Raw genomic sequence first — 12,264 nt, forward strand, 5'->3', positions numbered from 1 at the left:
TGAAGCGTTGCCCGCGGAAAGCGAAGTATATTTCCGAAGCGTCATTTAAACTCTCACCCTACAGTATGGCGCAGTTTTGTTCTAATACGAAGTAGTTCATGTAAGATAAAGTGTATAGGGACGGGTGGATTTTGCCTGTTTTTTCTTATCGAATGTATTTGGTTGGCGGTGATAAAATGAGTTATAATGGAATTTGGAATTTCACTGGTACATAGAATAGAGTGGCAATGTCCCTATTCTAATAAGGAGTTACGATAATGACGCAAAAATTTTACCGAGATTCATGGATAGAAGTAAATTTACAGCATATTATGTATAATATAAAACAATTAAAAAACAGACTAGGTTCACATACTAATATATATGCAGTGGTTAAAGCGGATGGTTATGGGCATGGAGCCCCGCAAGTTGCTCAGGCTGCACTGGATGCAGGAGCTTCCAGACTAGCGGTGGCGATATTAGATGAAGCCATTATGCTGAGAGAAGCAGGCTTTACCGTACCTATATTAGTAATGGGGTGGATAAGGCCAGAGGATGCGGCTAGAGCTATCCAATATGATATTACGGTTACTTGTTATCAAAAGGATTGGTTAGAAGCTGTAAAGGCTTTGCAACTACCAAGTCCATTGAAAGTGCATTTAAAATGGGATACTGGAATGGGGCGGATTGGAATACGTGAACCTGAAGAATTAAAAGAAATACTGCCCATATTAAACGATAAAAGTTTTGATCTTGAAGCAATATTTACTCATTTTGCAACAGCTGATGAATCAGAAGTCGCTTATTTTGATGAACAAGTTAATAAATTTGAGCAACTCCTGTCATATTTCCAAAGCATTTGGCCAGAAAAAGTGATGTTGCATACCGGAAATAGTGCGGCTAGTATGAGATTTCCGGAGAAAATGTTTGATTATGTTCGTTTCGGTATTAGTATGTATGGTCTTTATCCTTCCCCGGTTGTAAAAAAAGAAAAGCCAATAGAGCTAAAGCCGGCTCTTTCTCTGCATAGTCGCTTAATTCATGTAAAGAAGGTAAAGCCAGGAAGCTCTATTAGTTATGGAGCCACTTATACAACATCCGAAGAAGAATGGATAGGAACTGTACCTTTAGGATATGCTGATGGTATCAGAAGAGCCTTACAAGGGGCTGAAGTTTTAGTGAATGGAGAACGTTGTCCAATTGTTGGTAGGATCTGCATGGATCAATTTATGGTTAAATTGTCAAAATCCGCGAAAGTTGGAGATAAAGTGACATTAATCGGAAGACAAGGAGATCAACAGATTGAAATGGATGAACTAGCAGAATTTCTAGATACGATTAACTATGAAATAGCGTGTATGATAAGTTCGAGAGTCCCTAGACTATATCAAGCAATGCAAGAATAAGGGGCTTAGAAAAAGCAAGACATTTTATAATCAAGGGAAGAAGTATGTAAAAAAATTGATAAAAATGTTATAATCCCCTTTGCATTGCGTATTATAGAATGGTAAAATAATATTGGATTAAAAAAGAGGCTTGTCAATGTTGGTGGAGGTGTATGGTTTTGTCTGAAGACTTGCAAGAAGTTGCAGTAAGATTACCTAAAAACCTATTGAATGAGGTGGATGGCTTGATGAAGAGCGAAGATAGCAATTTAAGTGATTTTATTTGCCAAGCAACAAAGACCTATCTCCGTGAAAAAAAGAAACGACATATACAAGAGTCGATGCAGCAGGGATATATGGAAATGGCAAAAATCAATTTAAATATAGCATCAGAAGCTTTCCAAGCTGAAGAGGAGGCCGAAAACACCCTTGAACGCTTAGTGAGCGGGGTGTAGGTTTTGATTGTCAAAAGAGGCGATGTTTATTTCGCCGATCTCTCTCCAGTCGTTGGATCAGAACAGGGCGGAGTACGTCCAGTTTTAGTTTTGCAAAACGATATTGGTAACCGCTTTAGTCCTACAGTCATAGTTGCAGCTATTACGGCACAAATTCAAAAAGCAAAATTGCCGACACATGTTGAAATAGATGCTAAAAAATATGGGTTTGAGCGCAACTCTGTTATTTTGTTAGAACAAATTCGTACCATCGATAAACAGCGGTTAACTGATAAGATTACACAATTGGATAGCAATATGATGGAACGAATTGATAAAGGATTAGAGATTAGTTTAGGTTTGACTGATTTCTAATGCTTTATTATAGAACGGCTGTGAAGCACTCTTGTCTTGTGAAAAAAGACAAGAGTGCTTTTTTACCCTGTCAGAATTTATATCGTGTTACAGATGAAGTGAATTCGACGTAGATCCCACTATTAGGAAGATACATAAGGGTAATTACGTCTCTATGTTCGCCAAAGGCTCGTCAATCGACGAGTTTTCTTTACACCTCCAAGAAACTTTCAGTAAAAATCGAAAGCCGTCGAATCATATATAAATAAAGGTGAAGCAATCGAAAAATGTTAGATTTTCGTGTAAAATGAAGGTAATAAATAGAAAAATGCAAATATCTATCGGAGGGGAAGAAAATGCCAGAAGCATTGCGGAAAATTGTAGTGGAAAACAGTGATGCTATTTCAAAGAAGTGGCTGGAAGAAGTATCAAAAAAACGGGGAAATGACTATACTTCTTCTATTTCAGAGGAACTATATCAATCTACAAACAGAGAATTTGTCAACGTGATCTTCAACAGCATACATAGCCAAAAAAGTAAAGAAGCATTAGATAATTTTTCGGATCGCTTAATTAACTTAGGGTGGCCTCTAAGTTATATTGTAGATGGTTTGCAAACGTTTCGCAGAGTAACGATGGAGTTTATTCTTGGTCAATCGGATCAAATCAATACGGAATCATTTCTTAAAATATCAAAAGTAGTAGATGGTTGGGTGGAGCCTATTATTAAACAACTAGTCAATGAATATTCGGGAAGTTGGGAGCACACTGTTTCCTTGCAACGATTAGCCTTGCAGGAATTATCAGCTCCACTAATCCCAGTCATGGATAAAATTACCGTAATGCCACTCATTGGAACAGTTGATACCGAACGAGCAAAATTTATTATGGAAAATTTATTAGAAGGTGTCATGAAACATAATGCTGAGGTAGTTTTAATTGACATCACTGGTGTCCCAGTCGTGGATACGATGGTTGCGCATCATATTATTCAAGCAGCTGAAGCCGTTCGCTTGATTGGCGCTACATGTATTTTGGTAGGTATACGACCTGAGATAGCTCAAACCATTGTAAATTTAGGTATTGATTTAAGTAAATTTCCGACTAAGAGCTCACTACGTAAAGGATTTAAAACCGCCCTTCAATTGACAAATCGAGATATTGTACAACTAGACGACACAAATAAACAAGATATTGAGGACATATTAGATTCATTAAGATAAGGGGGTGTTGGAATTGAGAATACCAATATTAAAACTGCACAACTATTTATTGGTATCCATCCAAATTGATTTAGATGATCAAACAGCTATTCAGTTTCAAGAGGATTTATTAAGTAAAATTCATAAAAGTGGTTCAAGCGGAGTGGTAATTGATTTAACATCTGTCGATATAATTGATTCATTTATTGCCAAAGTGCTCGGGGATGTGGTGTCTATGTCCAATTTAATGGGTACTAAAGTAGTTTTAACAGGTATCCAGCCGGCAGTTGCCATGACATTAATTGATTTAGGAATACACTTGCAAAATGTTCCGACAGCACTTGATCTAGAACAAGGATTGATTAAACTTCGCCAGGAATTGGAGGAGTAGTTATGGAACATCAATCCAAAGTGAAGATAAAAAAAGAGTGGGATATAGTTGGTGCTCGACAAATGGGTCGAGAAAGGGCAAAAGCAATAGGGTTTGGAACAGTTGATCAAGCAAGGATAGCGACAGCCATTTCCGAATTAGCACGTAACATTTTCTTATATGCGCACAAAGGGGAAATTACGTTCAACGTAATGGAAGGGATGAATAAGAAGGGGTTGCAAATTATTGCTTCTGATGAAGGGCCGGGCATTTCAGATATAAGCAAAGTAATGGAAGATGGATATTCAACCTCTGGTGGGTTAGGAGCAGGATTACCTGGTGTGAAAAGGTTAATGGATCAGTTTGATATCGTGTCAGAGAAAGACAAAGGGACAGTAATCACGACATTAAAATGGGTTCGTTAAAATGAGTGAATAATAAAGAGAACCCATCAATACGTTATGTCTTATGATGCTTCCTAGGGTTATTCAGTATATATAATCGATATCTGCTTATGGACAGTTGTAAGTTGGGAGGTAATACTATGGAGCCCTGTAAATTAGATTTAACTAATTATCGTAAACTATTGGGAAGTTACATCGAGTCACAAGACGAAACTTCTTTATACCAAGCAGAACTATTCAGCAAATTGTCGATGCAGCACAATATATCTCCTGAAGAAATTATTAATATTCATATTCAAGCATTAAAAGAATTATACCCTAACTTATCGGAAGAAATTGATGCTTCTTTAAACTTTTTGCTAGAAACTATGATTTCATATGGATTAGCTTATCAAGAGTTTCAATCCTTGCGAAAGAAACAAGGGGAATTAGAGTCAGAAATTGATGTAGCAGCAAGTATGCAGCAGACATTACTATCTACTACAAAACCGGAGATTGAGGGCTTAGATATTGGAGCTATAAGCGTTCCAGCTAATAAAATGAATGGAGATTATTATCACTTTGTAACAGATGAATCGGAAAATGTTGGGATAGCCATTGCAGATGTGATCGGGAAAGGGATCCCTGCAGCATTAGCCATGTCCATGATTAAATATTCGATGGATAGCTTTCCAGATACACAAAGCAGTCCTAGTGAAATTTTAGAAAATCTTAATCGAGTAGTAGAACGAAATGTTGATGAAAGTATGTTTGTTACCATGTTTTATGGCGTTTTCCGCACTCATTTAAATCTTTTGCAATTCTCATCTGCGGGTCACGAACCTGGTTACTATTATAACGCTGCGAAAGATCAGTTTTCTGAAATAAAGACGAAAGGGCTTGTACTTGGTGTTGAGGAACAAATAGAGTATGAGCAGTTTGAGATAGAATTGGAAAAAGGGGATATGGTTATTTTGCTAACTGACGGTGTAACAGAATGCAGAATAGGAGATCATTTCATTGAATCTGATGAACTGTTAGAGGTCATTCGTCGGTATATGCACTTACCAGCTCAAGAGGCGGTGGAAGGGGTCTTTCGGTATTTTGAACGCTTACAAGATTTTCACCTAAGAGATGATTTCACCTTAATTTTTTTGAAAAAGTAGGTTTGCGGATCTATAAATGAGGGAAAATCCCAAGAGTAATAATTCTAAATGCTTACAGTATAATAACTTATTGATAAATATGTTGTCTGATCATGTTGAGGAGGTAGTAAGATGAAAATGAATTTAGATATAGCTATTGACCAAAAGGACTCCGTGTATGAAGTGAAACTTACCGGAGAAATTGATGCATATACTGCCCCGAAGTTGAAAGAGACATTAGTACCACTTACACAGACCAAAGATAGGATAGTAGAAGTAAATCTGGAGAATGTTAACTATATGGACAGCACAGGATTAGGAGTATTTATTAGTGCTCTAAAAGCAACTAGAGAATATAATAGTGAACTAAAATTAATTTCATTACAGGATCGTGTACAAAGATTATTTGAAATAACTGGTTTAGACAATATTATCAATATCGATTCAACAGTACGAGGTGGGAAATAAAATGGAACCTTTTGACTTCATTGAGATGAAAGTGCCGGCAAAAGCAGAATATGTTGGGGTAGTGAGACTAAGCACTTCCGGAATTGCAAATCGTATGGGGTTTAGTTATGAAGAAATTGAAGACTTGAAAGTAGCGATATCAGAGGCGATGTCCAATGCAACTGAGCATGCTTATGATGATGCAGAAGGCGGAGAAGTAACAGTAGGCTTCGGATTGTATACTGATCGATTGGAGGTAATGGTAGCAGACCGTGGAGGTAGCTTTGACCTTAGTCGAATTAAAGATGACATTGGTCCATACAAAAATAATCAATCTGTGGAAGATTTACGCGAGGGTGGATTTGGATTATTTCTTATCGAGGCTCTGATGGATAAAGTCGAAATAAAAAATGACTATGGTGTAATTGTGTTAATGACAAAATACCTCCATGAAAATGAGGTGGATATTAATGACGACCAAATCTCAACCACACAGTAGCAAGAGTGAGGGTGAGGTGTATCAATGGATCAGGCAATTTCAAGAGAACCCAGACGATAAAGAAGTCCAAGAAAAAATTGTCATCACTTATGATAAGTTAGTGAAGTCATTAGCTCGTAAATATGCTAAAAATAATATGATTTATGAAGACTTAGTACAAGTGGGGATGCTCGGGTTATTGGCTGCGATCAGAAGGTATAATCCCGATGTGGGAAAATCTTTTGAATCCTTTGCTATTCCAACTATTATTGGCGAAATTAAAAGATTTATACGTGATAAGACATGGAGTGTACATGTACCTCGAAGGATTAAAGAATTAGGACCTAAAATCAGACAAGCCATCGAAAAACTAACAACAGATAATCAAAAGTCTCCAACTGTTAAGGATATAGCGGTGTTTTTAGGGATATCGGAAGAGGAAGTATTAGAAACAATGGAAATGGGGCAAAGTTATAATGCTTTATCTGTCGATCGAAAAATTGAAGCAGATGGAGATGGCAGTGAAGTATCTATTTTAGATCTTGTAGGTAATAAGGAAAAAGGGTACGATGAAGTAGATCGACAATTGCTATTAGAAAAAATCCTACCTATATTAAGCGAAAGAGAACAACAAATTATACGTTACACTTATTTCGAAAACAAAAGTCAAAAGGAGACCGGTGAATTATTGGGGATTTCCCAAATGCATGTGTCAAGAATCCAGAGGCATGCGCTGAAGAAATTAAGAGAATCTTTACAGTCGGAGAATATGGAGGCTAGTCGTTAATGACGGTTGATTATCAGGTGGAGGTATCTGTTTTCCAAAAAGCGAAAAAAGGAAATTATTTTTGCGGAGACAGTTACTTCTATGCTGAAACAGACGACACTTTTATATGCGCATTAGCCGATGGACTAGGAAGTGGTGAATTTGCGAAGGAGTCATCACAGGTTGTTATTGATACTATAAAAGAATATAAAGATATACCGGTAAAGATTTTGATGAAAAAGTGTAACCAAAAGCTAGTAGGAAAGCGCGGAGTTGTCTTGGGTATTTTACAAATGGATTTGAAATCTGAAGAGTATGCGTATTCTTCTATCGGAAATATTGGTCTCATGACTGTTACGAAGGATGCGGTTAAAAAAAGAAATATCCCTCAGTCCGGTTATTTGAGTGGTTATGAAAGACCGGTAAAAGTAGTAACAGATCATTTAAAGCCTGAAATGGTTTTTGTTATGTTTTCTGACGGTGTCACATCAAAGGAGATCTCTAACTCATATTTCTTAGCTAGAGATGTATACCATATTACGAATAGCTTTGCACACCTTTACCAACAACAATTAGAAGATGATACGACACTAATAGCCATGAAGTATAATCGGTCCTCTTGACTTTCGATCAGGAGGATTTTTATTGCGGTAAACAATCGTCCGTAAAACCCCAACTGATGGAAGTCTCTCTTTATCGTTATACTGATTTTCTATTATCCGCAAACTTTGATAAAATAAAAACACTGAATTCGATAGGAGGAAATGGTGTGTCAGAAATAGAGACAAATATGTTAAAGTCGGTAGCAAAGAAGACCGAATTGAATGAAAAATCCATTAAGCAAGTGATCAACCTATTACAAGAGGGGAATACTGTTCCCTTTATCGCTCGTTATCGCAAAGAGCAAACCGGTTCTTTAGACGAAGTACAAATAAAAGACATTCAAGAGGCATGGGATTATGCCAATGCTTTACATGATAGAAAACAAGAAGTACTTAGACTAATTGAAGAGCAAGGGAAATTAACAGATAAGTTAAAAGCGGATATTGAACAAGCTCAACAATTACAGAGGGTGGAGGATTTATATCGCCCGTATAAACAAAAGCGTCGTACAAGAGCGACAATTGCAAAAGAAAAAGGTTTAGAGCCTCTGGCGACACAAATCTATCGACAAGAGAACATCAAACTCCATCAAGTAGCGGAGGCTTATATTTCTGAAGAAAAGGAATTAGCAACCATTGATGATGTACTAACAGGTGCTCATGATATTATAGCTGAGTGGGTAGCTGATGCTCCAGAGCATAGGGAGGAGATTCGGAAGAAAACATTTCAAAAAGGTCTAGTTCAGTCAACAGCTAAAAAAGAAGAATTAGATGAAAAGAAAGTTTACGAAATGTACTATGACTATAGTGAAGCAGTGAGAGCTATTGTGTCACACCGTATTTTGGCATTAAACCGAGGAGAAAAGGAAAAGGTACTAAAAGTCTCGATTGAGCCTCCTATGGATATAATTCTTACATATCTGCAAAAACAAATTATCCATAATGGGAAGAATGATTTAGCTGACTTTTTAAAAAATGCCATAGCCGATAGTTATAAACGACTCATTCAACCATCTGTAGAAAGGGAGATTCGGTCACAATTAACAGAGAAAGCAGAAATGCAAGCGATCGATATTTTCTCCAAAAATTTAAAAAACTTATTACTTCAGCCACCTTTAAAAGGAAAATATGTACTAGGCGTGGACCCTGCCTTTCGAACAGGATGTAAATTAGCGGTGGTTGATGATACAGGGAAAGTTCAAGCCATTGATGTCATGTACCCTACGGCACCAAAGCATGATGTGGCAGGTGCTGAGAAAAAGGTGTTAAAGTTTTTGAATGATTTTCCTGTTGAGCTTATAGCGATTGGAAATGGAACAGCTTCGCGTGAAACGGAGCAATTTCTAGCTGATACCATTGAAAAGAATACATTAGATATAGCCTATATGATTGTAAATGAAGCTGGTGCCAGTGTATATTCTGCATCTAAGCTTGCTAGAGAGGAATTCCCTGACTTGCAAGTGGAAGAGCGAAGTGCTGTATCTATTGCTAGGCGGGTACAAGATCCATTAGCAGAGCTAGTTAAAATAGATCCAAAATCTATAGGGGTAGGACAATATCAACATGATGTCAGCCAAAAACAGCTGAATCAATCCTTATCTTTTGTCGTTGAAACAGCGGTAAACCAAGTAGGGGTTAATGTTAATACAGCATCTGCGTCTTTATTGCAATATGTATCAGGATTAAATAAAACAGTTGCCAATAATATTGTGAAATACCGAAATGAAAATGGGAAATTTTTTAATCGTCGTACATTAAAAGAAATACCACGATTAGGAAATAAAACATATGAGCAAAGTATTGGTTTTTTGAGAGTATTAGATGGGGACGAAACTTTAGATCGTACACCTATTCATCCTGAAAGTTATCAAGTAACCGATCAATTATTATATGAGTTAAGTTGTACAACAGAAGATATAGGCTCTGATAAACTAAAAGCTCAACTAGTGGAAATTAATCAAACAGAGGTAGCAGAGCGATTAGAAATAGGGAAGCCGACTTTAGAAGATATTATCAAATCCTTGATTAGTCCAAATCGAGACCCAAGGGATGACTTACCAAAACCATTACTAAAGAAAAGCGTTCTTTCTATGGAAGATTTAAAAGAAGGGATGGAGCTTCAAGGTACAGTGCGTAATGTAGTTGATTTTGGTGTATTTGTTGATATAGGTGTAAAGCAGGACGGGCTTGTTCATATTTCGAAGATGTCTAATCAGTTTGTGAAACATCCAATGGATATTGTTTCTGTTGGAGATGTTATTACGGTTTGGGTCGAGCAGGTCGACCTAACAAAACAACGTATAGCTTTGACCATGATTTCATCATAAGCTGATAGAAAAAAGGTACAGTTCATTTTGCTGTACCTTTGCTGTTATCAAACCGATCGCAATAGAAAAACCAGCATTGGTTAAGTAAACGAATTTGATACTTATTTTTTTCTAGAAAGGCACCTGTTAATTGGTTTCGCAGCCAATCGGGCATTGCGTTACCTCCCTTTTTTAGACTATGAACTTCTATAATATATTTTATGTGATATTTGGATAGGTGTGAGTCATGATGGAAAAGATGAACCAAGAAGAATTGAAAAAATTAGTTAATCGACTATCAGAAGAGTATTTTGATAAGCCCTTTATAGATGATGTATCATTTAATTTCAGACTTAGGACCACTGGTGGTCGCTACATCCCTTCTAAAAGGAAAATTGAATTAAACCCTAAGTATGTGGAGGAATTAGGTAGAGAAGAGTTTATTGGTATTATAAAGCATGAATTATGTCATTATCATTTACATATTGAAGGGAAGGGGTACCAGCACCGTGATAAAGAATTTAAACAACTATTAAAAAAAACAGGATCACCAAGACACTGTAGCCCACTACCTTCTATGAAGAAGAAGTATAAATATTACTATCGATGCAAACATTGTTATACCGTTTATAAACGAGTAAGGCAAATGAACTTGCGTCGTTATCGTTGCGGGAAGTGTCATGGCAAATTGGAGAATGTAACGTCGAAACATAAGGATTTAAATTAAATGTCATAAACTATTGACGAAATATTTTAAGATATGGTAAATTGTATTGGCGTTAGAAAAAAAGCGCATGTGATTCCATTTTATATTAAAAAAACACAAAAAATCTTAAATATCTGTTGACTTTCATTAATGGATGTTATATTATATTAAATGTCGCCAACACGAGTTGGTTTTATTCCACAGTAGCTCAGTGGTAGAGCAATCGGCTGTTAACCGATCGGTCGTAGGTTCGAATCCTACCTGTGGAGCCATGGAGAAGTACTCAAGTGGCTGAAGAGGCGCCCCTGCTAAGGGTGTAGGTCGCGTAAGCGGCGCGAGGGTTCAAATCCCTCCTTCTCCGCCATTTATAAATGGCCCGTTGGTCAAGTGGTTAAGACACCGCCCTTTCACGGCGGTAACACGGGTTCGAATCCCGTACGGGTCATCTTATTAATAAATCGAATAGGTCCGGTAGTTCAGTTGGTTAGAATGCCTGCCTGTCACGCAGGAGGTCGCGGGTTCGAGTCCCGTCCGGACCGCCATTGTTGGGCTATAGCCAAGCGGTAAGGCAACGGTTTTTGGTACCGTCATGCGCTGGTTCGAATCCAGCTAGCCCAGCCATTTTTTATGAATTAAAATAATTGTATGATCTTATGCGAAAGTTTGATCGATTTTTCACAATTAAATGATAAAAGAAAAAATCAGATGCGAGCCATTAGCTCAGTTGGTAGAGCATCTGACTTTTAATCAGAGGGTCGGAGGTTCGAATCCTCCATGGCTCACCATATCAATCAATGATATTAAGCGGTCGTGGCGGAATGGCAGACGCGCTAGGTTGAGGGCCTAGTGGGAGGTAATCCCGTGGAGGTTCAAGTCCTCTCGACCGCATAAAAAACAAAAAACTATTGACACAGTTAAGCGCAATATGATATATTAATAATTTTCGCTTTTAAGAAAGCGCCCGTAGCTCAATTGGATAGAGCGTTTGACTACGGATCAAAAGGTTAGGGGTTCGACTCCTCTCGGGCGCGCCATAACCGGGAAGTAGCTCAGCTTGGTAGAGCACTTGGTTTGGGACCAAGGGGTCGCAGGTTCAAATCCTGTCTTCCCGACCAGCCGACAAGTTTTTAATAGTTTATAATACAAATTGTTATTACGCGGGTGTAGTTTAGTGGTAAAACCTCAGCCTTCCAAGCTGATGTCGAGGGTTCGATTCCCTTCACCCGCTCCATATAATCATAAATGGGCCTGTAGCTCAGCTGGTTAGAGCGCACGCCTGATAAGCGTGAGGTCGGTGGTTCAAGTCCACTCAGGCCCACCATTTATTGATCTTTGAAAACTGAACAAAACAACCAGTATGTCAAGAACATGCTAGCTTACAAAAGCGAGCAAACGTTAAAGAGTAGTTAAGAAACAAACTTTTTTGAAGAGTTTGATCTTGGCTCAGGACGAACGCTGGCGGCGTGCCTAATACATGCAAGTCGAGCGCGGGAAGTTAACAGATCCCTTCGGGGTGACGTTAGTGGAACGAGCGGCGGACGGGTGAGTAACACGTGGGCAACCTGCCTGTAAGATCGGGATAACTCCGGGAAACCGGGGCTAATACCGGATAACACTTTTCTTTGCATAAAGAAAGGTTGAAAGATGGCTCCTGCTATCACTTACAGATGGGCCCGCGGCGCATTAGCTAGTTGGTAGGGTAACGGC

Annotated in this window: 14 protein-coding genes, 11 tRNA genes and 1 rRNA gene; 25 read left to right on the forward strand and 1 reads right to left on the reverse strand. The window is 38.1% G+C overall.

Features of this window, described 5'->3' with window-relative positions:
- Positions 1 to 257 precede the first annotated feature (257 nt).
- The 12 genes from alr to GHD00_RS20270 all read left to right on the forward strand — a co-directional run bounded on the left by alr (position 258) and on the right by GHD00_RS20270 (position 9,872).
- Positions 258 to 1,385 carry an alanine racemase gene (gene alr / locus GHD00_RS20215; protein ID WP_163540003.1) on the forward strand — a complete coding sequence of 376 codons (1,128 nt, stop codon included), beginning with the start codon at positions 258 to 260 and terminating at the stop codon, positions 1,383 to 1,385.
- 152 nt (positions 1,386 to 1,537) lie between these two features.
- Positions 1,538 to 1,819, forward strand: coding sequence for a CopG family ribbon-helix-helix protein (locus GHD00_RS20220; RefSeq protein ID WP_163540004.1), 282 nt, complete (start codon positions 1,538 to 1,540; stop codon positions 1,817 to 1,819).
- A 3-nt stretch (positions 1,820 to 1,822) separates the two neighbouring features.
- Entirely contained in the window at positions 1,823 to 2,173 is a 351-nt protein-coding gene (locus GHD00_RS20225; protein WP_163540005.1) for a type II toxin-antitoxin system PemK/MazF family toxin, read from the forward strand.
- A 335-nt stretch (positions 2,174 to 2,508) separates the two neighbouring features.
- Positions 2,509 to 3,375 (forward strand): RsbT co-antagonist protein RsbRA, encoded by an 867-nt coding sequence (locus GHD00_RS20230; protein ID WP_163540006.1) that lies wholly within the window; start codon positions 2,509 to 2,511, stop codon positions 3,373 to 3,375.
- 13 nt (positions 3,376 to 3,388) lie between these two features.
- Positions 3,389 to 3,745, forward strand: a complete 357-nt coding sequence (locus GHD00_RS20235; protein ID WP_163540007.1) for an STAS domain-containing protein — start codon at positions 3,389 to 3,391, stop codon at positions 3,743 to 3,745.
- 2 nt (positions 3,746 to 3,747) lie between these two features.
- The gene (locus GHD00_RS20240) at positions 3,748 to 4,149 is read left to right on the forward strand and encodes an anti-sigma regulatory factor (RefSeq protein WP_163540008.1); all 402 of its coding nucleotides are present in this window, start codon (positions 3,748 to 3,750) and stop codon (positions 4,147 to 4,149) included.
- Positions 4,150 to 4,268: 119 nt separating this feature from the next.
- Entirely contained in the window at positions 4,269 to 5,273 is a 1,005-nt protein-coding gene (locus tag GHD00_RS20245; RefSeq protein ID WP_163540009.1) for a PP2C family protein-serine/threonine phosphatase, read from the forward strand.
- 117 nt (positions 5,274 to 5,390) lie between these two features.
- Positions 5,391 to 5,720, forward strand: coding sequence for an anti-sigma factor antagonist (locus GHD00_RS20250; RefSeq protein WP_163540015.1), 330 nt, complete (start codon positions 5,391 to 5,393; stop codon positions 5,718 to 5,720).
- A 1-nt stretch (position 5,721) separates the two neighbouring features.
- A complete protein-coding gene (rsbW, locus tag GHD00_RS20255; RefSeq protein ID WP_163540010.1) occupies positions 5,722 to 6,198 on the forward strand; it encodes an anti-sigma B factor RsbW in 477 nt (158 codons plus the stop codon).
- A complete protein-coding gene (gene sigB / locus GHD00_RS20260; protein ID WP_163540011.1) occupies positions 6,170 to 6,964 on the forward strand; it encodes an RNA polymerase sigma factor SigB in 795 nt (264 codons plus the stop codon). The genes rsbW and sigB overlap by 29 nt, the downstream gene beginning before the upstream one ends.
- Entirely contained in the window at positions 6,964 to 7,566 is a 603-nt protein-coding gene (locus GHD00_RS20265) for a SpoIIE family protein phosphatase (protein WP_163540012.1), read from the forward strand. Before sigB ends, GHD00_RS20265 begins: the two co-directional genes overlap by 1 nt.
- A 167-nt stretch (positions 7,567 to 7,733) precedes the next feature.
- Positions 7,734 to 9,872 (forward strand): Tex family protein, encoded by a 2,139-nt coding sequence (locus GHD00_RS20270; RefSeq protein ID WP_205600804.1) that lies wholly within the window; start codon positions 7,734 to 7,736, stop codon positions 9,870 to 9,872.
- A 22-nt stretch (positions 9,873 to 9,894) separates the two neighbouring features.
- On the opposite strand, the gene cmpA is transcribed toward GHD00_RS20270, so the two are convergent.
- Complete coding sequence (gene cmpA, locus GHD00_RS20275; RefSeq protein WP_163540013.1) at positions 9,895 to 10,026, reverse strand: cortex morphogenetic protein CmpA; 132 nt, start codon at positions 10,024 to 10,026, stop codon at positions 9,895 to 9,897.
- Between the two features lie 75 nt (positions 10,027 to 10,101).
- Between cmpA and GHD00_RS20280 the strand changes: the two genes are divergently transcribed.
- The 13 genes from GHD00_RS20280 to GHD00_RS20340 form a co-directional block, all read left to right on the forward strand.
- The gene (locus tag GHD00_RS20280; protein WP_163540014.1) at positions 10,102 to 10,578 is read left to right on the forward strand and encodes a SprT family protein; all 477 of its coding nucleotides are present in this window, start codon (positions 10,102 to 10,104) and stop codon (positions 10,576 to 10,578) included.
- A gap of 176 nt (positions 10,579 to 10,754) precedes the next feature.
- Positions 10,755 to 10,829: transfer RNA gene (locus GHD00_RS20285), tRNA-Asn, on the forward strand.
- 1 nt (position 10,830) lies between these two features.
- Positions 10,831 to 10,921 (forward strand) — tRNA-Ser (locus GHD00_RS20290).
- 9 nt (positions 10,922 to 10,930) lie between these two features.
- A tRNA-Glu gene (locus GHD00_RS20295) sits at positions 10,931 to 11,002 on the forward strand.
- Between the two features lie 20 nt (positions 11,003 to 11,022).
- A tRNA-Asp gene (locus GHD00_RS20300) sits at positions 11,023 to 11,099 on the forward strand.
- Between the two features lie 4 nt (positions 11,100 to 11,103).
- Positions 11,104 to 11,178: transfer RNA gene (locus GHD00_RS20305), tRNA-Gln, on the forward strand.
- A gap of 88 nt (positions 11,179 to 11,266) precedes the next feature.
- Positions 11,267 to 11,342, forward strand: a tRNA-Lys gene (locus GHD00_RS20310).
- 19 nt (positions 11,343 to 11,361) lie between these two features.
- Positions 11,362 to 11,445, forward strand: a tRNA-Leu gene (locus GHD00_RS20315).
- Positions 11,446 to 11,514: 69 nt separating this feature from the next.
- Positions 11,515 to 11,591 (forward strand) — tRNA-Arg (locus GHD00_RS20320).
- Between the two features lie 4 nt (positions 11,592 to 11,595).
- Positions 11,596 to 11,672 (forward strand) — tRNA-Pro (locus GHD00_RS20325).
- A gap of 42 nt (positions 11,673 to 11,714) precedes the next feature.
- A tRNA-Gly gene (locus GHD00_RS20330) sits at positions 11,715 to 11,788 on the forward strand.
- Between the two features lie 13 nt (positions 11,789 to 11,801).
- Positions 11,802 to 11,878: transfer RNA gene (locus tag GHD00_RS20335), tRNA-Ile, on the forward strand.
- A gap of 99 nt (positions 11,879 to 11,977) precedes the next feature.
- A 16S ribosomal RNA gene (locus tag GHD00_RS20340) occupies positions 11,978 to 12,264 on the forward strand; the annotation flags it as partial.

Source organism: Gracilibacillus sp. YIM 98692, from assembly GCF_010993965.1.
GTDB lineage: Bacteria > Bacillota > Bacilli > Bacillales > Amphibacillaceae > Gracilibacillus.

Excerpts from the sequence above, each read along its gene's own strand:
- GHD00_RS20265 (WP_163540012.1), top strand. The coding sequence starts at position 6,964 with ATGACGGTTGATTATCAGGTGGAGGTATCTGTTTTCCAAAAAGCGAAA.
- alr (WP_163540003.1), top strand. The coding sequence starts at position 258 with ATGACGCAAAAATTTTACCGAGATTCATGGATAGAAGTAAATTTACAG.
- GHD00_RS20280 (WP_163540014.1), top strand. The coding sequence starts at position 10,102 with ATGGAAAAGATGAACCAAGAAGAATTGAAAAAATTAGTTAATCGACTA.
- GHD00_RS20220 (WP_163540004.1), top strand. The coding sequence starts at position 1,538 with ATGGTTTTGTCTGAAGACTTGCAAGAAGTTGCAGTAAGATTACCTAAA.
- GHD00_RS20250 (WP_163540015.1), top strand. The coding sequence starts at position 5,391 with ATGAATTTAGATATAGCTATTGACCAAAAGGACTCCGTGTATGAAGTG.
- GHD00_RS20240 (WP_163540008.1), top strand. The coding sequence starts at position 3,748 with ATGGAACATCAATCCAAAGTGAAGATAAAAAAAGAGTGGGATATAGTT.
- GHD00_RS20230 (WP_163540006.1), top strand. The coding sequence starts at position 2,509 with ATGCCAGAAGCATTGCGGAAAATTGTAGTGGAAAACAGTGATGCTATT.
- rsbW (WP_163540010.1), top strand. The coding sequence starts at position 5,722 with ATGGAACCTTTTGACTTCATTGAGATGAAAGTGCCGGCAAAAGCAGAA.
- sigB (WP_163540011.1), top strand. The coding sequence starts at position 6,170 with ATGACGACCAAATCTCAACCACACAGTAGCAAGAGTGAGGGTGAGGTG.
- GHD00_RS20270 (WP_205600804.1), top strand. The coding sequence starts at position 7,734 with ATGTTAAAGTCGGTAGCAAAGAAGACCGAATTGAATGAAAAATCCATT.
- GHD00_RS20245 (WP_163540009.1), top strand. The coding sequence starts at position 4,269 with ATGGAGCCCTGTAAATTAGATTTAACTAATTATCGTAAACTATTGGGA.
- cmpA (WP_163540013.1), bottom strand. The coding sequence starts at position 10,026 with ATGCCCGATTGGCTGCGAAACCAATTAACAGGTGCCTTTCTAGAAAAA.